Origin of the sequence: Corynebacterium sp. SCR221107, from assembly GCF_027886475.1 — a bacterium.
GTDB lineage: Bacteria > Actinomycetota > Actinomycetes > Mycobacteriales > Mycobacteriaceae > Corynebacterium.
In genome coordinates this window covers 2,677,477-2,698,323 of sequence record NZ_CP115670.1, presented here as the reverse complement: position 1 = coordinate 2,698,323, position 20,847 = coordinate 2,677,477, and the positions used below count along the sequence as shown (strand labels likewise).

The window sequence follows — 20,847 nt, the reverse complement described above, 5'->3', positions numbered from 1 at the left end:
GTACCATGACTGCACTCATTGTTCTCTCGCACGGCTCCCGCCACCGCAAGGCGCAGGCCACCGTGGCCGAGCTCGTCTCGGCCGTCGAGGCGCGAATGTGCATTCCCTGTTACGAGGCGCATCTGGATTTCATCGACCCGGACCTAGAAACCCTCGCGCGCAGGCTGAAGGCGCAAGGGGAGACCGAGGCCATCGTGGTGCCGCTGCTGTTCTCCTCCGCCTATCACCACAAGGTCGACGTGCCCCGGGAGGTCGAAGCTGCCCAACACGCCAGTGGGTTAAGGCTGGAGCTTGCCGACGCCCTCGGGACCGACGCGTCCGTCGCCGCCGTGTTGGCTGCGCGCGTAGCACAGCAGGCTCCGGCGGATGCGCACATCGCCTTGTACTCTGTGGGTTCCTCCGACGAGAAGGCGAACGAGCAGGTCATCGCCCTAGCGCAGCAGCTGGCCGCGATGACCGGCCGGGGGGTAAGCAGCGTGCAGGCCACCGGCGCACACAAGTCCTCGTTGACCGCGGTGGCCTATGCCCATCCTCGGGTGCATGTTCTGCCTCTGTTTGTCACCCACGGCCTGTTGCTGGATATGGCCGTTGACGCCATATCGAAGATCCAAGACGCCACCGGCGCCGTCATCACCCACTCCGCGCCCCTGGGCGCGCAGCTGGCACCCATCGTCTGTCAACGCGCAAGCGCCCGCCTGTGCTTGAGCTGCTAACACCCAACCCCGACACTTCTTAAGGACTCCCCAATGCGCACTCTTATCTTTATTGCCATTGCTGGTGCCGCAGCGCAGCTTGTTGACGGCGGGCTGGGCATGGGCTTCGGCGTCACCTCCACCACGATCCTCATCCTGCTGGCAGGCCTCGGCCCCGCCCAGGCCTCGGCCGTGGTCCACGCCGCCGAGGTGGGCACCACCTTCATGTCCGGTGTGGCCCACTGGCGCTTCGGCAACGTCGATTGGAAGGTCGTGCTCAGACTCGGCGTGCCCGGCGCGATCTTCGCCTTCATCGGCTCGACCCTGCTGGCGAACCTGTCCACCGCGGCCGCGAAGCCGGTGACCTCCGCGATCCTTGTCGCCATCGGCATTAACCTGATCTGGCGCTTCTCCAAGGGGCGGGTGGTCCGCCAGATCAAGGAGCGCACCTACTCCACGCCGTTTCTCGTGCTGCTCGGCTCCGTCGGTGGCTTCGTCGACGCCTCCGGTGGCGGCGGCTGGGGGCCGGTGACCACCTCGACCCTGCTAGGGTTGGGGCGCCAGGAGCCGCGCCGGATCGTCGGCACGGTCAACACCGCGGAGTTCTTGGTCTCCGTGGCCGCGACCTTGGGCTTCGTCTTCGGACTGTGGGAGGAACTGACCGCCAACGCGGCGGCTGTCGTCGCCTTGCTCATCGGCGGTATGATCACCACCCCGATCGCCGCGTTCCTCATCTCGCGCATTAACCCCGTTGCCCTCGGCGGCTTGGTCGGCTCGCTGATTGTGATTCTCAACTTCCCCAACCTGCTGCCGCTGGTGGGGCTGGGGGATATTGCCAAGACCCCTACCCAGTGGGTGCTGCAGGCCGTGGTCTTCGCTTTCGGTGCGGGCTTTACCCTCCTGGGTGTGCGCCGGGCTCGCGCCGCGGCCAAGGAGCAGGAGCAGGTCGTCACCTCCCGCAGCGAGGATTTTGAGGAAAGCCCAGCTATTACCACTGTCGCCTAGCTAGGCGCCCGAGGCTGATGAAGCAACGGTCTTTTGTAGACAGCCAGCACGTCGAGCGGGCACGCTACCGCTACGCGAAAACGCGCCACCTCGTACTACGTGCGGGAGATGGCGCGCTGCAAGCGGGTTCCGATTCTAATACTGCTTGGGTTCTTCCTCGGCGACGATCTTGACGGACGGCGTCGAAGCCTCGTCGGAATCTCCCTCGGCGGACTTCTTATTCCCGAGCACGCTCAGCGATTCGCGGAAGCGGGTCCATGCCTCCTGGGTGGTCACCGAGGGCTGGGCCTCGGCGGTGGTGGCCATCTCGATATCGTCGATCGTGATCTCGCCCGCGCGCAGGGCGACCAGCTCGGCGTGGTAACGCACCAGCACCGCGAGCGTGGCTGCGACCGGCACGGCCAAGAAGGCGCCGATCACGCCGAAGAGCGTGGAGCCTAAGGTCACCGACAACAACACGATCGCCGCGTGCAGGTTCATGGCCTTCGACTGCAGCACCGGCTGCAAGACGTGGCCCTCGATCTGCTGCACGGCGACGATCAGGATGAGCACGAACAGCGCGGATTGGATACCGTTGGAGACCAGCGCGATGATCACCGCCAGGGCACCGGCGGAAAACGCACCGACGATTGGGATGAAGCCGGCGAAGAAGGTGATCACGCCGAGCGCGAGCGCCAGCGGCACCTTCAAGATGATTAGGCCCAGGCCGATGAGCACGGCATCCACCAGGGATACGGTTGCCTGCGCGCGGACGTAGCCGCTCAAGGTGTTCCACATGCGGGTGAGCACCTCGGTGAGGTGCCAGCCGACGTTGGGGCCGGTGGTGGTGCGCACCAAGGGCAGGAAGCGGTCGCCGTCCTTGAGGAAGAAGAAGGACAAGATGAGCATGAGGACCACGGTGACCAGGACCTCACTGGCCGCGGTCACGCCGCCGACCACGCCGGAGGCGATGTTGCTCATTTGGTCCTGGAGGAAGTTGATGCCCTTTTGGATGAGGTCATCGTACTTGCTCAGGTCGAGGTTGAGCGGGCCGGTCTCCGCCCAGTTGCGCAGCTGCCCGATGCCCTGGGAGGCCTTGTCCACCAGGTCTTTGGATTGGTTGGCAATAGACGGCGCGATGGAGGCAAAGATGCCGCCGATGACGGCGATCGCGCCGACGATGGTGATGACCACCGCCAGCGCTGGCGGCACCTTGCGCTGACGCAGCCAGCGCACCGGCGGCCACAGTACGGTCGACACGATCAGTGCGAGCACCACTGGCAAAAGCCCAGACCAGACGGTGCCGAGCGCCTTCCACAAAATGACCAGTGCTGCGGCCATGATGATAAAGCGCAGCGCCCAGCCAGCGATCCAGCGCCCGTCCTGGCCCAAGATCACCGCGCGGTCCGCGGTCTCCTTTTCCGGCAGGGATGTCGTTTCCTCGAAGGGGAGCTCGTCTTTTTCTACCGCGGCATCGAGTATGTCGTCCAGCCGCGAATCCACAGGGGATTGCTTGCCGACGCCTCCGGCCTCCGCCTTCGTGGCACCCGCATCCTCAGGGGGAAAGGGGGGTCGATTCTCAGTGTTCATAATGTCTACCACTTTGCCATAAGCCCGCGACATGCGCAGGTATGCACAAATCCAACACCAGGAGCCGATACCCCGGCTAATCCTCGAGTATGAAGCGGAAGCACTCCTTCGGATCGGCCAGGAATTCCCGCATCGCTTGCACGGGCTCACTTTCCTCAAACGCCACCTCGCGCATACCTTCCTCGCCCAGCTCGAGGATCCGTGCCCCGGTGATCCCAAGAAAGATCGGTGAATGAGTGGCGATGAAGAACTGGCTGCCTAAGGAGGCAGCACGCGCGATCATGGCGCTGGCCGCCAGCTGCCCAGATACCGACAGCCCGGCCTCTGGCTCGTCGAGCACGTAGACTCCATCGCGGCCTACATGCTCCCGGAATAGGTCGATGAGTGACTGTCCGTGTGAGCGGGCTCGTAGGTCCGCGGCGTCGGACAACACGTTGCGGTTGCCACGCGCCAGCGGCGAATTCATGGTGGCAATCGCAAAGTCGTGGAGATCGGCGCGGTAGTACCAGCCGGAGAGAAGGGGAGCGGCCGTCTTCACGATAAGCCTGTCGGCAAGCGGGGACTCGTCACCGTGCCAAGCGCGCAGAAAATGACTGTCCCCGATGGCCCCGCCTTGGCCAGGAAAACCGAGGCGCAGCGCGATGGCCTCCAGCAGCGTGGACTTGCCCGAGCCGTTGTCCCCGGACACCACCGTGATCGGGGAGCGCACCTCCAGCACCTGCTGCCTCCGCAGTGCCGCGACTACCGGCAGGTGCCAGACGTAGTTATCGGCGTCGCGTTGGGGCCTGGGGGTGTCATCGAAGCGAATTCTGCGCACGAACATGGGTAACAGCGTATGGGATGTCGGTTTCTTTAAGGCCGGAAACAGGGGAATCTCCATGTAATAAGGTAGGCGACCGTAGGCGTCGGCAAGCATGCCGAGGCGCTGAGATCGCTGCTGTGAACAGCAACCTCAGCGCCCTGGCTGGGGAATGCCCCTAGACGTTGTCCGGCGCCAGCTCCGGGGCGATCACGCCGAAGCGGTGGCGGGTTGCCGTCACGGTCTGCTCAAGCAGGAACGGCAGCAGCTCGCGGCGCCCGTCGGCAAGCACCGGCTGGTCAAAGACGACCGACCCGGACGTGGCAGCGGCCGCATACAGCGCTGTGTCGACCGCACCGATGGCGCGCACCCGTGTTGAGCTTTGCTTTCCGACGAACACAGCAAAGGCGGCGTCATCGATCGACTCGACCACGATGCCGGCGGACGCGAGGGCGCAGGCGACCTTCGGTGCCGCGCTGAAACGGACCGGAGACCCGGTAATCAACGCCGCGAGCTGCAGGCGCAGCACCTCGCGCAGCGCATAACCCTCGCCGATGCGAACCTCCAGCGGGCGTAGGAGGCGACGGTAGCGGAACACGTTCGACTCGGAGATAAGCCCTGTACGGTCGTGCTCGATGCCGAACTCCTCGTGCCAGGCGGCCGCATCCAGGTAGGCGGCGGCGCGCAGCCAGGCGGCGTCTGCGGCATCCAGCCCCAGCTTCTCGATGGCACCGCGCAGGGCGCGGTTGATGTCCGGGCGCAGGGAGGAGACCGGCACATCCGAAAGATCGCCGTCCGCCCAGCGGCCCTGCTGGGTCACATAGTTGGGGCCGCCAGCCTTCGCGCCGGAGCCGATGGCGGAGTCCTTCCAGCCGCCGAAGGACTGGCGCTCGACGATCGCGCCGGTGATGCCGCGGTTGATATAGGCGTTGCCCACCTCCACGTGCTCGCGCCAGTAGGCGATCTCCTCCGGATCGAGGGAGTGGATGCCGCCGGTGAGCCCGAAGCCGGTGGAGTTTTGCCAGGCCACGGCCTCATCCAAGGTATCGGCGCGCATGATGCCCAGCACCGGGCCGAAGCACTCATGGGTGTGGTACCACGAACCCGGCCGCACGCCGTCGCGCACGCCCGGCGACCACAACGTGCCCTCTTCGTTGAGCTTCTCCGGCTTGAGCAGCCACTTCTCACCCGCATCCAGCTGGGTCAGACCGCGCAGCAGCTTCTCGGAAGGGGCCTCGATGATGCCGTTCATCGTGGTGGAGATGTCCGTGCCCGGGCCGACCTTGAGGGTCTTGACCGCATCCAGCAGCTGGCTCATGAAGCGCTGCGAGGCACCCACCGAGCCGACCAGGATGACCAGGGAGGCGGCCGAGCACTTTTGTCCCGCGTGCCCGAAGGCGGAGCGGTAGACGTCGGCCACCGCCAGGTCGGGGTCGGCGGCCGGGGTGACGATGATGGCGTTCTTGCCGGAGGTCTCGGCGTTGATGACCATCTCCGGCTTCCACGAGCGGAACAGCCGCGCGGTGTCCGAGGCGCCGGTCAAGATGACGGAGTCGATGTCCTCGTGGGAGACCAGGCGCTTGCCGGCTGCTGCCTCGTCGGCGTTGACCAGCTGCACGAGATCCGGGTCGTGGCCTGCGTCGGCAAGCCCCTCGCGGATGAGCGCGACGGCGACCTCGGCCACGCGCACGACCTGCGGGGCGGGCTTGATGATCACCGCAGCACCCGCGGCCAGGGCGGCAAACACGCCGCCGACCGGGATGGCAAAGGGGAAGTTCCACGGCGGGGTGACCAGGACGACCTTGAAGGGCGTAAACGTCGAGCGGGCGCGGTCGAGCTCGCGCGCGCTGTGCGCGTAGTACTGGGCGAAGTCGATGCCCTCGGAGACCTCCGGGTCGGACTCGGCCACCGTCTTGCCTGCCTCATGGACCATGGCGCTGATGAGCTCGCCGCGGGCGTCGGCCAGCTTGTCGGCGATCACCGCGAGCGCCTCAGCACGGGTAGCACCAGTGGTAGTACCCCACTGTGCGCCGAGCTTGCCCGCCTTTGCGACGAAGGCGTCAATGTCGGCCGGGTCGGTGACAAGCGGGCTGGTGCGCGCGCCGGGGTCGCGGGCGAGAACCTCCAGCGCCCACGCGCGGTTGGCGGGCAGGGAGGGATCGGTGTCCGGCTCGCCGCTGAAGTGCTCCGGGGTGGTGTGGGACAAGGCTCCCGCCTTGGCGGCCGCCTCCTGGGTGCGGTCCTGCGTGCGGTTTGGCCCGGCCGGATTGGTCCAGCGGCTGGCCACCGCCTTCTTGAAGGCCTCCTCCTGCGCTGCCAGCGGGGTGAGGTGATCAGGGCCTTCTACCTCGGGTGCGAACAGGGCGTGGAGGAAGTTCTGTTTCTCGCCGTTTTCCTCCAGGCGGCGCACCAGGTAGGAGACGGCGACGTCGAAGTCCTCGGAGTGGACGACCGGGGTGTAGAGGATGAGCCCGCCTGCGACCTTCTTGACCGCGCGGGACTGCGCCGGTGCCATACCCTGGAGCATCTCGATGTCGAGCTGGCGCTGCACCCCGCGCCGAGTGGACAGCTCGTGGGCCAAGGCGACGGTGAACAGGTTGTGGGAGGCCACGCCGATGCGGACGTTATCCGCGTGCTCCGGCTGGAGGATGTAGTCCATGAGACGGTAGTAGTTGGCGTCGACGAAAAACTTGTCCGAGTAGGTGGCCAGCTGCCAGTCGTGCATCTCCGCATCGACCTTCTCCATCGAGAGGTTGGCGCCCTTGACCAGGCGGATCTTAATGGGGGCGCCGCCTGCCTCACGACGCTTCCTGGCGAACTCGGCCAGCTCCACCAGTGCGTCGAACGTGTCCGGCAAATATGCCTGCAGCACGATCCCGGCCTGTAGATCCATGAACTCGGCCTCGCTCATGAGCTCGGTGAACAGGCGGATGGTCAGGCTCAAGTCCTTGTACTCCTCCATGTCCATGTTGATGAAGGCATATGGGCTGCGGTTTTTGGCCTCGCGGTACAGCGGGCGCAAGCGATCCTTCAGGCGGGTGAGGTTGCCTTCGATGTCCCAGGGGTTGAGCTGGGCGCAGACCGAGGAGGCCTTGATGGAGACGTAGGTGACGTTGGGGTTGCGGAGTAATTGGCGGGTGCGCTCCAGGCGGGAGATCGCCTCATCCTCGCCGAGCACCGCCTCGCCGAGGAGGTTGAGGTTGAGCTGGAAGCCGTCGCGCTTGGCCTCGGCGAGCTTGGCGTTGAGAGCCTTGCCCTCGGCGTCGAGGACCAGATGGCCAACCATCTGTCGCAGGCGCTTGCGTGCCAGCGGCATGACCACGCCTGGCAGGATGGATGCGGCAAGCGAGCCTGCGGTGACCAGACCTTTGTCGACCAGCCCAATGAAGTCCGGGAGGAGCGAGTTCTTCGACCACGGGGAGGCCAGGTTCGCCAGCTCCTTGGCCGCGACGTTATTGTCCTCGGGGCGTGCGACGCGGTCGACGAAGCCCATGGTAAAAGCGATGCCGTCCTTGTCGCGCACGAGCGCGGCAAGCTGTTCGGTGGACTTTGCCTCCTTCTTGGAGGCGGCGTTGTTGGTTTCGGCGAGCCAGGAGTGCGCGCGGTTGATGGCAGCGGCCAAGACGTCTTCGAGGTCAGTGCTGTTGGAAAGTGGGGTGTGAGCATTCATGGAAAAACTCCTCTTGTGCCCCTGAGCAGGTTCCACTGTGAGAAGGGAAGCTGTTTCAGGATGAGCTGGATTCCCCTTTTCCGGGTCGGGAAAAAGGGTGGATGAAAAAGGGAGATTTTTCGCTGCTCCTGCGTGAGGAAAATGCGGCGAACGTACAACCGGGGACAGATGAAGGCAAGCCTGGATAGGCAAGCCACCTACACACAGGTCAACCCACGAACGAATCCGTTGCGTATGAGGGGTTGAACGCAGCGTGATTTACAGCACCGGTGGACGATCGGAAACGTGCCGGCTGCTGGAGCGGTCGAGGTGCATTGCCCTTGCCTTTCCAGGAGATCGGATGGTTTGGCGAAAGTATATGAGTATGCGGAAACCTCCGGCTAGGTTTCGCGATCAAGATTTTCGCCACTATGGGAAAATGCTTGGAAACCTACAGCTCAGGCATAGTTGTTCAACATGCGGGGGTGGACAATGGCCCGCCCCAGCGATGCACGTGGATTGCCGCACGAAAAGAGGTGTAAGGAAGTGTAAGAAGCCGCGATGGGGCAAAGTTGATACGTGGACGCTCAACTTTGTGAAAAAAGTTTATGGGCTTTTACCTGCCGAAATGAAAACTGCGAAGAAAAAATGGGGGAGTGAGGGAACAAGTTGGGTCCAAAATGAGTTACTCTAAGTGTCAGGTTGAGTGAGACGGACTCAAGGAGGTTCCAAGTGTAGGTAACGCACTGGGATCACGTTGAGTCTGGGGGATTCAACATCAAGAGAACAACATCAACAATCATCATTTACCTTTGGAGGGAATCATTATGGGTCGCGCAGTAGGAATTGACCTTGGTACCACTAACTCTTGCGTTTCTGTTCTCGAGGGCGGCGAGCCGGTAGTCATCGCCAACGCCGAGGGCTCGCGCACCACCCCGTCGGTGGTCGCATTCGCCAAGAATGGTGAGGTGCTCGTTGGCCAGTCCGCAAAGAACCAGGCAGTCACCAACGTTGACCGCACCATCCGCTCCGTCAAGCGTCACATCGGCACTGACTGGACCGTTAGCATCGATGGCAAGAAGTACACCCCGCAGGAAATCTCCGCCCGCACGCTGATGAAGCTCAAGCGCGACGCGGAGGCTTACCTGGGTGAGGATGTCACCGACGCAGTCATCACCGTCCCTGCTTACTTCTCCGACGCTCAGCGTCAGGCCACCAAGGAAGCTGGCCAGATCGCAGGCCTTAACGTTTTGCGCATCGTCAACGAGCCGACCGCAGCTGCTTTGGCCTACGGCCTCGAAAAGGGCGAGAAGGAGCAGACCATCTTGGTCTTCGACCTCGGTGGCGGTACCTTCGACGTCTCCCTGCTGGAGATCGGCGACGGCGTGGTTGAGGTTCGCGCAACCGCTGGTGACAACCAGCTCGGTGGCGATGACTGGGACAACCGCATCGTGGAATGGCTGATCGACAAGTTCAAGGCCTCCAACGGCGTCGACCTTTCCAAGGACAAGATGGCTATGCAGCGTCTGCGTGAGGCTGCAGAGAAGGCAAAGATCGAGCTGTCTGCCTCGCAGTCGGCTACCGTCAACCTTCCTTACATCACCGTTGACGCCGACAAGAACCCGCTGTTCCTCGACGAGACCCTGTCTCGCACCGAGTTCCAGAAGATCACCCAGGACCTGCTCGACCGCACCAAGACTCCGTTCAACCAGGTCATCAAGGATGCCGGCATCTCCGTCGCTGAAATCGACCACGTGGTTTTGGTTGGTGGCTCTACCCGTATGCCTGCCGTATCCGAGTTGGTCAAGGAGCTGACCGGCGGCCGCGAGCCGAACAAGGGTGTGAACCCGGACGAGGTCGTCGCAGTTGGTGCAGCTTTGCAGGCCGGCGTTTTGCGCGGTGAGGTCAAGGACGTGCTGCTTCTCGACGTCACCCCGCTGTCGCTGGGTATTGAGACCAAGGGTGGCGTGATGACCAAGCTCATCGAGCGCAACACCACCATCCCAACCAAGCGTTCCGAGACCTTCACCACCGCGGAAGACAACCAGCCTTCCGTTCAGATTCAGGTCTACCAGGGCGAGCGTGAGATGGCTGCAGCCAACAAGCTGCTCGGCTCCTTCGAGCTTGGCGGCATCGCACCGGCCCCGCGTGGTGTCCCGCAGATCGAGGTCACCTTCGACATCGACGCCAACGGTATTGTCCACGTCACCGCTAAGGACAAGGGCACCGGCAAGGAGAACACCATCAAGATCCAGGACGGCTCTGGCCTGTCCCAGGAAGAGATCGACCGCATGGTCAAAGACGCCGAGGCGCACGCTGAGGAGGACAAGAAGCGCCGCGAGGAGCAGGAGACCCGCAACTCCGCCGAGTCTATGGCCTACCAGACCCGCAAGTTCCTGGAGGAGAACTCCGACAAGGTGTCCGAGGAGATCAAGACCAAGGTCACCGAGGCTGCCGACGCCGTTGATGAGGCCCTGAAGGGCACCGACATCGAGGCCATCAAGGCTGCTGTTGAGAAGCTGTCCACCGAGAGCCAGGAGATGGGCAAGGCCATCTACGAGGCACAGGCTGCCGAGGCAGGTGCCGCCAACGCTGGTTCCGCAAATGCTGACTCCGACGTCGTTGACGCCGAGGTCGTGGATGAGGAAGAAGACAAGAAGTGAGCGTAAACGACAACCCGGGCGAGCAGGACTACACGAAGCCCGAGCAGGGATCCGCAGGTAACGAGGACGCCCAGGCTGCCGCTCACGCATCCGAAGCTGACCTCGATCCTTCGCTGGAAGCCGAACTCGCCGAGGCGTTGGCCGAAGTTGAGGCCGACGCCGAGGCCGGGGTCTCCCTCGAAGATCAGCTTGCCGAGCGCACGGAAGATCTGCAGCGATTGTCCGCAGAGTACGCGAACTACCGCCGCCGCACCGACCGTGAGCGCAAGGTCAGCATCGATAACGCCAAGGCGCAGGTATTGACCCAGTTGCTGCCTGTCCTTGACGATCTTGATCTCGCCGACAAGCACGGCGACCTGAGCGAAGGTCCGCTGAAGGTGTTCCGCGATAAGTTTGTGGGCATCCTCGACGGGCTGAAGGTCACCCCCTTCGGCGCCGAAGGCGATGCGTTTGACCCGGAGCGCCACGAGGCGGTGCAGGATCTGTCCAGCGGTGACGAGAAGGTCATCGGGACGGTCTTGCGCAAGGGCTACCAGCTCGACGACCGCCTGCTGCGAACCGCGATGGTGATCATCGCCGATCCTACACAGGAAGAAAACTAAGCAGTCCGAGGTCTTACCTGCCTGCGGCAGGTGGGCGTCGGAAAGCAAAAAAACAATAGGCCCGCCAACCTTGCTGGGCGCTTGATTACCAAGCAAGCGGCTGGTTGGCGGGTCTTTGCTATCGGCGTCGCCCTTCGAGAAAACATTAGCCTGATAGACTCAACTTAACCTGAAAAAGTGGGAATACCTCCACGTTGTGGGCGTTTAGCCGAATAGAACAACCCTTCGTACGTGAACCACGTTGTAGTAAGCGGAGGAAACAAAATAACCCAATATCCAACCGACAGTAAAACCCAAGGAATCTCATACATGACCATCCATCGCACAAGCCAGTGCATATTTAGTTGCCCGACCCAGAAAGGAGGCACCCGATAATGGCACCGAAAAACGAATGGGCCGACAAAGACTACTACGCTGACCTTGGCGTTTCGAAGACAGCCACGGAAGCGGAAATTAAGAAGGCCTATCGCAAGTTAGCGCGCGAAAATCACCCCGATTCCCACCCAGGCGACAAGGCCGCTGAGGAGCGTTTTAAGAAGATCGCCGAGGCCTACGACGTGGTCGGCGATGAGGCCAAGCGCAAGGAGTATGACGAGTTCCGGTCCATGATCGCCTCCGGTGGTTTCCGCGGGTTTGGACAGAATGGAGGTTCCGGCTTTCCGGGCGGGTTTCGTACGTCGGGCGGCGAAAGCTTCGAGTTCGACCTCGGAGACCTTTTCGGGAATCGATCTGGATCAGGTGGAGGCCACGCTCAAGAAGGTGGTTTTGGGGATATCTTCGGTGGCATTTTCAACCGCGGCGGCAATAATCGCGGCCCAAGTCGGCCGCAACGCGGGGCAGACGTCGAAACGGACATCACCCTTGAATTCCGGGAAGCGGCCAAAGGGACGACGATCCCGATCCAATTAACTGGTGATGCGCCATGTACCACCTGCCACGGATCGGGCTCGAAATCCGGCAAGTCGAGCCAGTGTAGCTACTGCAAGGGAACCGGATTTACCTCCGAAAACCGCGGCGCCTTCGCCTTTTCCGCACCGTGCACGCACTGCGGCGGAACCGGCAAACTGATCACTGATCCTTGCGATGATTGTCGTGGCACCGGCACCGTGCGCCGTTCGCGGTCGATCACCGTGCGTATCCCCGTTGGCGTGATCGACGGGCAAAAGGTGCGTCTCGCCGGCCAAGGCGAGGCTGGGCCCAATGGTGCCCCGGCTGGCGACTTGTTCGTCAACGTCCACGTCAACCCGGACCCCGTCTTCACCCGCAACGGCGATGACTTGGAAGTTACCGTCCCCGTCTCCTTCGCGGAGGCGGCCTTGGGCGACACGATCTCCGTGCCTACCCTTGATGGCCCGGTGCGGTTGAAGATTCCGGCCGGCACCCCGAACGGCCGCGTGCTTCGCGTACGCGGGCGTGGCGTGCCCAAGCGTGGTGGCAGCGCTGGTGATCTCCTCGTCAAGGTCTCGGTTGAGGTGCCGAAAAACCTTGATGCGGCCGCCACAACGGCGCTGCGCACCTATGCGCAGGCTGAAAAGGATGCCGGCTTTAACCCCCGCGCATCCTGGGCGGGAAACACTAACTAGAGCGCAACCACGAATTGACGATTGGAGGTGACAACCCCATGGCTCAGCGACACAACCGCTCGAAGGCCAGCAAAGACAACGCCTCTGCCGTTGAAGACGCCACTGAGCAAGCACTCGGTGAGGTCTTTGTGATTTCGGTGGCCGCCGAACTCGCAGGCATGCACGCCCAAACGCTTCGCCAATACGATCGCCTTGGGTTGGTCACACCCATGCGCACATCCGGCGGTGGGCGCCGCTATTCGCTTCACGACGTCGAACTGCTGCGCACGGTGCAGCGCCTCAGCCAAGAAGACGGCGTCAACTTGGCTGGGATCAAGGCCATCATCGAGCTGAAGAAGGAAAACGCACGCCTTCGAAAAAAGCTCGAGCAGGCCCACGCCGACAACGAGCAACTGCGAAATCAGAGCTCGCGCCCCCGTGGGGAGATCGTCCACGTGCCACGCTCAACGGCAGTGGTGATGTGGGAACCACGGCGCGGGCGGCGTCGATAAGCAACTAAGGCCTCAGGCGAGAAGAAAACCGAGACGGAAGTGTTATAGCTTCTGCCTCGGTTTTTGTTTTTCCCGGGCTAATTGGCGACGTGGCACGCACCGATTGCATCATGCAATGAATGGGTTGGATGTTGCTATATAAGAAACACTGTTGCAGACAGTGAAGTATAGCGACGAAGACAATCTGTCGGATTTTCGCGAGCATTCAAGACAATATAAGGCTTGTTGAACCAGATAGTGACTGGTTTTCTTTTACCTATAGGTCGACCAAAAGGCCTAGCTAAGCAGTTGTAGATGTGGCACGACACTGAAACAGCTTGCGGCAGAAAGAAACAAATCGATGCAATTCCATCTTCCGGTAATGCAACGGCCGGTCATACTGTGAGGAGTGTGAGATGACTGCGAATCTGAAGATTACGCCCGGGCTTATCAGCCCAGACCTGCGGCCGATTCCTGTGAAAGCCCGCACGTGGGGGCAGGCAACCTACTTGGCATTTTGGGTGGGAACCGCGATTAATGCGGCGACGTGGACACTTACATCGTCAATGCTGTCGATGGGAATGAACTGGGCGCAGGCTGTCATGACGATCGTGCTGGGCAATCTGGTGGTGCTGATTCCCATGCTGTTTAACAGCCATGCTGGAGCGAAGCACGGGATCTCATTTCCGGTGTTTACTCGTTCGAGCTTTGGCATTAGGGGTTCGAATATTCCGGCGCTGCTGCGCGCGCTGGTTGGCTGTGGGTGGGCTGGCATTCAGACCTGGTTTACGACACTGGCGCTCGATCTTGCCATTGGAACGCTGGTCGGAAACTGGTGGACCCAGGCGCCAACGCTATCGCTGGGATTCATCGGGGAGCAGCGCATTACCTTGTGGCTGTGTTTCCTGGCGTGCTCTGTTGCCCAGGTGTGGGTGATTGCGCGTGGGTTCAGCTCCATTAAGTTCCTTCAGCACCTGACGGCGCCTTTAATTTCCGTGGCGCTTATTATTTTGCTGGCCTACCTGCTCATTCGATCCCGCGGTGATCTAGGTCCGGTCATGAGCGAGCCTTCCGCGGTTGGTTGGGGCAAGGAATTCTGGCTGGGCGTGTTCCCGCCCGGCCTGATGGCTAATATTGCCTTCTGGGCGGCGCTGTCGCTGAACATGCCGGACTTTACTCGTTTTGCCAAGAACCAAAAGTCGCAGTTGTGGGGGCAGGCGATCGGCCTGCCGGCCTCGATGCTCGCCTTCTCATTCCTGTCGGTTCTCGTTACCTCCAGCGCCGCCGTCGTGTTTAACGTCGCCCCGGGTGGCCTCTGGAGCCCGGATGCTTTGGTGGCGACCCTTGGTAATCCGATCGTGGTTGTCATCGGTTCCTTGATTATCGTCCTCGCGAACTTCTCCACGAACGTTTCCGCCAACATGGTGGGGCCAGCGTTGGATATGGCTAACGCCGTGCCGGGGCTGATTAACTTCCGTCGTGGCGTTATCACCGTGATGATTCTGGGCAGTTGTATTCTGCCGTGGCGACTGCTGGAAAGTCCTGAGGCATACGTGTTTGTGTGGCTTGGTTTCTATGGTGGCATCACTGGCGCGATCGGTGGCATCATGGTTGCAGATTATTGGATTGTGCGCAAGACAAATATCAACGTCCCGGCGCTCTTCCAGGAGGGTTCGCAGTACTGGTATCGCAAGGGATTCAACATGAAGGCGGTCATAGCCTTTGCTGTTGGCGCCTTTTTCGCCGTGGGTGGCGCGTATTCGCCCGTGGTGGACGGAGCAAAGACGGGGCCGTTCCCCGAGCATGGCTTCGTGGCTTTATTGCAGCCGGTATATGACTACAACTGGTTAGCAAGTTTCGTCATCGGAATGATCACGTACGTGTTGCTGAACATTCCTGAGATTTCCAAGCGTAACACCTATGAGACGGTTCCGTTCCCGGAGGCCAGCCCGGTTGAATGGGGTGAGGTGGAAGAAGAGGAAAAGGAGCAGGCTCTTGTCCTTAACTAGGATGACGAAAGTTTATAGCCCGCGCCCTTGTCACGTGCCGTGCAGTTTTGTCCACGCCGAATTGCCACAAAGTGATGTGCGCAGTGGGGCGTTGTCGGATTCAAAGCCGGAAAGCGGAACCCACTAGTGGGAGGCAATAATTGAGAGACCAGCTGTTTTAGGTACCGAAATAGGTTCGAAGAGCCAGCGCAAGCCTAAAGAGCTGGTCTCCATTTGTGAGGTCGGTGTCACAGAGTCGCTCGATCGTCGCGATCCGCGAATAGAGGGCGGCGCGGGATAGGTGAAGCTGCTCTGCTGCCGCCGATCGGGAGGTGGGATTGTCGAGGAGGACTTTCACCGTTCCCACTAGGTCGGTGCCGTGTCGAGAGTCGTGAATCAGAAGCGGGGCGACAATGTTTTCCGCAAATGCTTGGGCGCGCACGTCGTGGTGAAGGCCTCCAATGACAAGCTCGATCTGTTCGCGCGCAACCCATGTCAATACGCTCCCGCCACTGGTATCGGCCAGTGGGGTCTCGCCGATCACATGCAATGCCGAGGCTGCGTCCACGGGGCCTTCTAATCCAATGGAGGCGGCCATCTCGAGATTCACGCGGTGTGCTTCGTTGCTCGTTGTACAGCAGGCGTCGGCAAGCAAATCGAATGCGGACTGGGCGAGCAAGCGTGGCTGGATCCGCGTGGAAACGTCGGACAGCACGCACAGGATACGGTCGCGATGGTGTGGATGTGGGGCAACGATGAATTCCAGGGTGGGGGACAGGCGTGCAAGGATGGCGCGCACGGCGGCCGGTTCGAAAGTGGTGCCTGGTTGAAGTGGTGTGGGTGGTTCCTGGTGCCTGCTGGAGTGAGTAAAGCGCAGCTCGGCGGCAACGAGGCTGCGGCCCCTGGTGTTAAAACCGCTGGATTCGAGGACCACGCGTTGGCCTTCGGCCGTGATGTAGCGATTGTCAAGAAGGCGCTCAAGACCGATGCGCTCGCGAAGATCCGTCCACGAATGCGGGTTGGGATTGCCCAGCCTTTCGATAGCAAGCGCCATGGCCGCATGTCGGAGCATGTGACTGTCCGTGGCGTCGATGGCAGCGTCGGTGTTGTCGGTGTTGTCGGTGTTGCCGATGCTGTCATTTCGCGCGCACAGCTTGCCCCAGTGGTGTCCTTGGGCCTGAACGTCGATGAGAATCCAGGTGGTGTCGTCGTCGGGATCGCGCACGGTGATGGGGTCCGCGATAAGGCCGATGCCCTTGGCCTCCTTGGCCCAGATCCGCGATTTTGCCTCCCAGTCGCGCAGTAGCTCCGAGGGGCGTTCGTGACCTTTGCAGTAGAGTATGACGCGGTGGTTGAGATCCTCGAGCACGACAGGTTTGCCTAGTTCCCGGGAGGCGTGGCGCACGAGCTGTTCCGGCGGGGCGCCGTTATATATTAGCCCCCAAAAGGACTCAGTGATCTTCTGTAGCGAAGTTAACTGCTTGACGTGGCGCTCCATGATGGCGTGGTGGACGGCTTCGGTAATGGCGTTGAAGCGGACTTCCTCGTACACCACGATCAGTGGCAGGTTTTTTGTGCGACACTGGCGTAGGACCTCCTCGGGAAGGATGTCAATGTGCACGCCTACCTCCACGAGCAGCGCTGCGGCACCGCCTGCATGGAGGCCGTCGATAAGCGCGCGTTGCTGTGCGGGGTCGGTGCCGAAAATACGGCCTGTGGTCATAAGCAGCTCGCCGCCGTCGACATGCGCGGCGGCACGGGCCGTGTCCATCACGTGAACCCAGCGCACAGGAGTGTCGAGGCGCTCGGCGCCGGCGAGCAGTTCGGCATGTGCCCTGACCAGCGCGGGGAGCGCTAGAATGTCGCGGAGCAGAAGCTGAGAGGTGGTCACTGCATTATCCTGCCACACATTTATCTATCCATCGATAGTTATTTTCGGCTACCTGTGCTCGTTGCCTGTGCTTTCCGACGCCTACGGCCTGCGGCCTGAAGGTTTTTTAGTGTGTGAATAAAATGATTAAGCTATCTCCCTGTGTCCGACGTAGATCCCCTGATCTTGACCTTGTATAAGTCCTTCGACCTCATTGGCGTGGTGCTCAATGGAATAATTGGCGGCACCATTGCCCGCCAGCGCAACTTTGACTTCGTGGGCTTCGTCTTTCTGGCGCTGTTTTCCGCCTTGGGTGGTGGCATGCTGCGCGACGTTCTCATGCAGAAGGGAACCGCCGCGGCGATCGCCGATCCGACCTACCTCCTGCTTGCCATCGCCGGGGCCGCCTTTGCGCTGCTGACGCACCTGAAGGGCAAGGCGTGGGAATACTTCAAGGTGCACGGGGATTCCATCATCTTGGGTGTGTGGTCAGTGACCGGGTGTGTCAAAGCATTGAACTTCGACATGCCGCTGACCTCCGCGGTGTTTATGGGGGTGATCACAGCGGTCGGTGGCGGCATGATCCGCGACGTGGTGATGGGGGAGGTTCCCGGCATCTTCGGCGGCGGGCCGCTCTATGCGGTCCCGGCCTTGGTTAGCGCTTGCTCCATGGTGGCGTTCCATGTCGGTGGGCTTGACGCGGCCGGCATGATTATCTCGCCGATTGTGGGTGCTGGCCTAGCGATCGTGAGTTACTGGCGGGGCTGGGTCCTGTTCCGAAGCTCCGAGTGGGCGCCGGTGAATATGACGGCACGGCAGTTGCGGGTATTGGTGCGCCGATCGGAATACAAGGGATGGATTCGGGGCAGGGATTCGCGGCGCGTGAAGTCGGGGGAATTCGACTGACCGGGGGTGCTAGGCGGGGTGGCTTTCAGGGGCCGCCCCGCCTGTTTTTTGCCATACCCTTCGCAGGGGGTTGGGTGGTTTTATCTGCAAAAGTGAATCTTGTGAAGATAGGTTTCAGGATTTTGTTTTATATTCAAAAGGCAAGTTTCACAATGCCCTAGCAAACGTGATGTGAAACACGTTAGGGTAGTGGCAATCACGCTGAAGGCAACCCGCCCCGTGCGCCAACCAGGGCCGGGGTATCGCCGTGCGTGAAATAGGCCAAGAATGGGTAAAACCCATGTCAACAGTGGTCTAGGCACGTGACCGCAACTGTTTTCCACATTGAAAGGGGCATAAGGGAAATGACCGTTTACGCAAATCCGGGAACTGAAGGATCGATCGTCAACTATCGCGATCGCTATGACAACTTCATCGGTGGCCAGTGGGTGCCTCCAGTGGACGGGCGGTACATGGACAACATCACGCCGGTCACCGGCGAGGTGTTCTGCCAGGTGGCACGATCCAGCGCGGCAGATGTCGAGCTCGCCCTCGACGCCGCGCACGCCGCCAAGGATTCCTGGGGGCGCACGTCGCCCGCCGAGCGCGCCACCATTCTCAACAAGATTGCCGATCGCATCGAGGAACACCTCGAGGAGATCGCCGTCGCCGAAACCTGGGAGAACGGCAAGGCCGTGCGCGAGACGCTGGCCGCCGACATCCCGCTGACCGTGGACCACTACCGCTACTTCGCGTCGGCCATCCGCACCCAGGAGTCGCGCACCTCCCAGATCGACGAAAACACCGTCGCCTACCACTTCCACGAGCCCATTGGCGTGGTCGGCCAGATCATCCCGTGGAACTTCCCGATCCTCATGAGCGCCTGGAAGCTCGCCCCTGCGCTGGCCGCAGGCAACTGCGTGGTCCTCAAGCCCGCCGAGCAGACCCCGGCCTCCATCCTCTACCTCATCGACATCATCGGCGACCTCCTGCCGCCGGGCGTGCTCAACGTGGTCAACGGCCTCGGAGAAGAGGCGGGCGCGGCCCTGTCCGGCTCCAACCGCATCGGCAAGATCGCCTTCACCGGCTCCACCGAAGTGGGCAAGATCATCAACAAGGCGGCGGCGGACAAGATCATCCCGGTCACCCTGGAGCTCGGTGGCAAGTCCCCGTCCATCTTCTTCCCCGACATCATGGAGTATGACGACGCCTTCCGCGACAAGTGCGTCGAGGGCCTGGCCATGTTCGCTCTCAACCAGGGCGAGGTCTGCACCTGCCCCTCGCGCGCGCTGGTCCACGAGTCCATCGCCGAAGAGTTCCTGGCCCTTGGCGTGGAGCGCGTCAAGAAGATCAAACTAGGCAACCCGCTCGACACCGAGACCCAGATGGGTGCGCAGGCCTCCCAGGAGCAGATGAACAAGATCTCCTCCTACCTGGAGATTGGCCCCGCCGAGGGTGCGGAGCTGCTCACCGGCGGCCACGTCAACAAGATCGAGGGCCTCGACGGCGGCTACTTCATCGAGCCCACCGTCTTCCGCGGCACCAACGACATGCGCATCTTCCGCGAGGAGATCTTCGGACCAGTCCTTTCCGTCGCTACCTTCAAGGACTTCGACGAGGCCATCCGCATCGCCAATGACACCAACTACGGTCTCGGCGCCGGCGTGTGGACCCGCCACCAAAACACCGCCTACCGCGCAGGCCGGGCCATCCAGGCCGGACGCGTGTGGGTCAATCAGTGGCACAACTACCCGGCGCACGCGGCTTTCGGTGGCTACAAGGAGTCCGGCATCGGCCGTGAGACGCATCTGATGATGCTCGATCACTACCAGCAGACCAAGAACCTGCTCGTTTCCTATGACGAGAACGCCACCGGCCTGTTCTAACCCCACCCATCCGAATATCAGAAGAAAAGGAGTACCACCATGAGCACCATCGACCTGCCGGAGCGCTTTAGCGGCGCCGTCGTCGAAGGATTTGGCCAAGAGCTTGCCATCAAGGAAGTCGACCTGCCCACCCCAGGCCCTCACCAGGCCCTGGTGAAACTCCTTGCCTCCGGCATCTGCCACACCGACCTGCATGCCGCCCAGGGTGACTGGCCGGTCAAGCCGGAACCGCCGTTCATTCCCGGCCACGAAGGCGTGGGCGAGGTTGTGTCCCTAGGGCCCGGCGAGCATGAAGTGGGCATCGGCGACCTTGTCGGAAACGTGTGGCTATGGTCAGCCTGCGGCGTGTGTGAGCACTGCCGCACCGGTTGGGAAACCCTGTGCAACCAGGCGGAATACGGTGGTTACACCGTAGACGGCTCCTTCGGGCAGTACATGCTGGTAGACACTCGCTACTGCGCGCGCATCCCCGAAGGTTCCGATCCGCTGGAGGTCGCCCCGATCCTGTGCGCCGGGGTGACGGTGTACAAGGGACTGAAGGTCACCGAGACCCGCCCGGGGCAGTTCGTGGTCATCTCCGGTGTGGGCGGTCTCGGCCACATCGCGGTTCAATACGCGGTCGCGATGGGCATGCGGGTTATCGCCGTCGACATTGCCGAGGACAAGCTCGCCCTTGCCCGCAAGCATGGCGCGGAATTCACCGTCAACGCCCGCGAGAACGACCCTGCGGAGGCGGTGACCGCCTACACGGGCGGCGGCGCCCACGGTGTGCTGGTCACCGCGGTGCATCCGCAGGCCTTTGGCCAGGCGATCGGCATGGCGCGCAAGGGCGGCACCATCGTCTTCAACGGCCTGCCACCGGGGGACTTCCCGGCGCCGATCTTCGACATCGTGTTTAAGGCGCTGACGATTCGCGGCTCGCTGGTGGGTACCCGCCAGGATCTCGAGGAGGCCCTCGACTTCTACGCCCGCGGTAAGATTCACCCAACGGTGCACGAATGCAAGCTTGACGACGTCAACAGCGTGTTCGACGATCTCGAACACGGCCGCATCGACGGCCGCATGGCGATCCGCTACTAGACCTCCCGCAGCCCGCGGGAACCAAAGCCACCTCACCGTAGACACCTTCTTAAGGCCAGGTCCCCTTTCACCCTTTTCGAGGCCGAAGGTGTCTGCGGTGGGGTCT

Annotated in this window: 14 protein-coding genes; 10 read left to right on the top strand and 4 right to left on the bottom strand. The window is 61.9% G+C overall.

What is annotated here, in order from left to right; all coding sequences use genetic code 11:
* The first annotated feature begins 5 nt into the window (after nt 1–5).
* Both PAB09_RS11835 and PAB09_RS11830 read left to right on the top strand, forming a co-directional pair.
* Nucleotides 6–713: a sirohydrochlorin chelatase gene (locus PAB09_RS11835; RefSeq protein WP_271033841.1), complete on the top strand. Its 708-nt coding sequence runs from the start codon at nt 6–8 to the stop codon at nt 711–713.
* A gap of 33 nt (nt 714–746) precedes the next feature.
* The gene (locus PAB09_RS11830) at nt 747–1,697 is read left to right on the top strand and encodes a sulfite exporter TauE/SafE family protein (RefSeq protein WP_271033840.1); all 951 of its coding nucleotides are present in this window, start codon (nt 747–749) and stop codon (nt 1,695–1,697) included.
* 135 nt (nt 1,698–1,832) lie between these two features.
* On the opposite strand, the gene PAB09_RS11825 is transcribed toward PAB09_RS11830, so the two are convergent.
* The 3 genes from PAB09_RS11825 to PAB09_RS11815 form a co-directional block, all read right to left on the bottom strand.
* Nucleotides 1,833–3,299: an AI-2E family transporter gene (locus PAB09_RS11825; protein WP_442873673.1), complete on the bottom strand. Its 1,467-nt coding sequence runs from the start codon at nt 3,297–3,299 to the stop codon at nt 1,833–1,835.
* A gap of 43 nt (nt 3,300–3,342) precedes the next feature.
* Nucleotides 3,343–4,089, bottom strand: coding sequence for an AAA family ATPase (locus PAB09_RS11820; protein WP_271033838.1), 747 nt, complete (start codon nt 4,087–4,089; stop codon nt 3,343–3,345).
* Between the two features lie 154 nt (nt 4,090–4,243).
* A complete protein-coding gene (locus tag PAB09_RS11815; RefSeq protein WP_271033837.1) occupies nt 4,244–7,735 on the bottom strand; it encodes a bifunctional proline dehydrogenase/L-glutamate gamma-semialdehyde dehydrogenase in 3,492 nt (1,163 codons plus the stop codon).
* Nucleotides 7,736–8,541: 806 nt separating this feature from the next.
* Here PAB09_RS11815 and dnaK point away from each other — a divergent pair.
* The 5 genes from dnaK (at nt 8,542) to PAB09_RS11790 (ending at nt 15,041) form a co-directional block, all read left to right on the top strand.
* A complete protein-coding gene (gene dnaK / locus PAB09_RS11810; RefSeq protein WP_271033836.1) occupies nt 8,542–10,377 on the top strand; it encodes a molecular chaperone DnaK in 1,836 nt (611 codons plus the stop codon).
* Nucleotides 10,374–10,979 (top strand): nucleotide exchange factor GrpE, encoded by a 606-nt coding sequence (gene grpE, locus PAB09_RS11805; RefSeq protein WP_271033835.1) that lies wholly within the window; start codon nt 10,374–10,376, stop codon nt 10,977–10,979. The genes dnaK and grpE overlap by 4 nt, the downstream gene beginning before the upstream one ends.
* A 374-nt stretch (nt 10,980–11,353) precedes the next feature.
* Complete coding sequence (gene dnaJ, locus PAB09_RS11800) at nt 11,354–12,562, top strand: molecular chaperone DnaJ (RefSeq protein WP_271033834.1); 1,209 nt, start codon at nt 11,354–11,356, stop codon at nt 12,560–12,562.
* A gap of 158 nt (nt 12,563–12,720) precedes the next feature.
* Complete coding sequence (locus PAB09_RS11795) at nt 12,721–13,053, top strand: heat shock protein transcriptional repressor HspR (protein ID WP_271035388.1); 333 nt, start codon at nt 12,721–12,723, stop codon at nt 13,051–13,053.
* Nucleotides 13,054–13,448: 395 nt separating this feature from the next.
* On the top strand, nt 13,449–15,041 hold the full coding sequence (locus PAB09_RS11790) for an NCS1 family nucleobase:cation symporter-1 (protein WP_271033833.1): 1,593 nt from the start codon (nt 13,449–13,451) through the stop codon (nt 15,039–15,041).
* A 157-nt stretch (nt 15,042–15,198) separates the two neighbouring features.
* On the opposite strand, the gene PAB09_RS11785 is transcribed toward PAB09_RS11790, so the two are convergent.
* The gene (locus PAB09_RS11785; protein WP_271033832.1) at nt 15,199–16,911 is read right to left on the bottom strand and encodes a PucR family transcriptional regulator; all 1,713 of its coding nucleotides are present in this window, start codon (nt 16,909–16,911) and stop codon (nt 15,199–15,201) included.
* Between the two features lie 141 nt (nt 16,912–17,052).
* On the opposite strand from PAB09_RS11785, the gene PAB09_RS11780 reads away from it, so the two are divergent.
* From PAB09_RS11780 to PAB09_RS11770, 3 genes are all read left to right on the top strand, one after another.
* The gene (locus tag PAB09_RS11780; protein WP_271033831.1) at nt 17,053–17,796 is read left to right on the top strand and encodes a trimeric intracellular cation channel family protein; all 744 of its coding nucleotides are present in this window, start codon (nt 17,053–17,055) and stop codon (nt 17,794–17,796) included.
* A gap of 344 nt (nt 17,797–18,140) precedes the next feature.
* Nucleotides 18,141–19,661: an acetaldehyde dehydrogenase ExaC gene (exaC, locus tag PAB09_RS11775; RefSeq protein ID WP_271033830.1), complete on the top strand. Its 1,521-nt coding sequence runs from the start codon at nt 18,141–18,143 to the stop codon at nt 19,659–19,661.
* Nucleotides 19,662–19,700: 39 nt separating this feature from the next.
* On the top strand, nt 19,701–20,741 hold the full coding sequence (locus PAB09_RS11770) for a zinc-dependent alcohol dehydrogenase (RefSeq protein WP_271033829.1): 1,041 nt from the start codon (nt 19,701–19,703) through the stop codon (nt 20,739–20,741).
* The last annotated feature ends 106 nt before the right edge of the window (nt 20,742–20,847 follow it).

Coding starts and splice junctions, on each gene's coding strand:
- PAB09_RS11830 (WP_271033840.1), top strand. CDS start 747: ATGCGCACTCTTATCTTTATTGCCATTGCTGGTGCCGCAGCGCAGCTT.
- PAB09_RS11770 (WP_271033829.1), top strand. CDS start 19,701: ATGAGCACCATCGACCTGCCGGAGCGCTTTAGCGGCGCCGTCGTCGAA.
- dnaJ (WP_271033834.1), top strand. CDS start 11,354: ATGGCACCGAAAAACGAATGGGCCGACAAAGACTACTACGCTGACCTT.
- PAB09_RS11795 (WP_271035388.1), top strand. CDS start 12,721: ATGCACGCCCAAACGCTTCGCCAATACGATCGCCTTGGGTTGGTCACA.
- PAB09_RS11815 (WP_271033837.1), bottom strand. CDS start 7,735: ATGAATGCTCACACCCCACTTTCCAACAGCACTGACCTCGAAGACGTC.
- PAB09_RS11825 (WP_442873673.1), bottom strand. CDS start 3,299: ATGTCGCGGGCTTATGGCAAAGTGGTAGACATTATGAACACTGAGAAT.
- dnaK (WP_271033836.1), top strand. CDS start 8,542: ATGGGTCGCGCAGTAGGAATTGACCTTGGTACCACTAACTCTTGCGTT.
- PAB09_RS11790 (WP_271033833.1), top strand. CDS start 13,449: ATGACTGCGAATCTGAAGATTACGCCCGGGCTTATCAGCCCAGACCTG.
- PAB09_RS11835 (WP_271033841.1), top strand. CDS start 6: ATGACTGCACTCATTGTTCTCTCGCACGGCTCCCGCCACCGCAAGGCG.
- exaC (WP_271033830.1), top strand. CDS start 18,141: ATGACCGTTTACGCAAATCCGGGAACTGAAGGATCGATCGTCAACTAT.
- PAB09_RS11820 (WP_271033838.1), bottom strand. CDS start 4,089: ATGTTCGTGCGCAGAATTCGCTTCGATGACACCCCCAGGCCCCAACGC.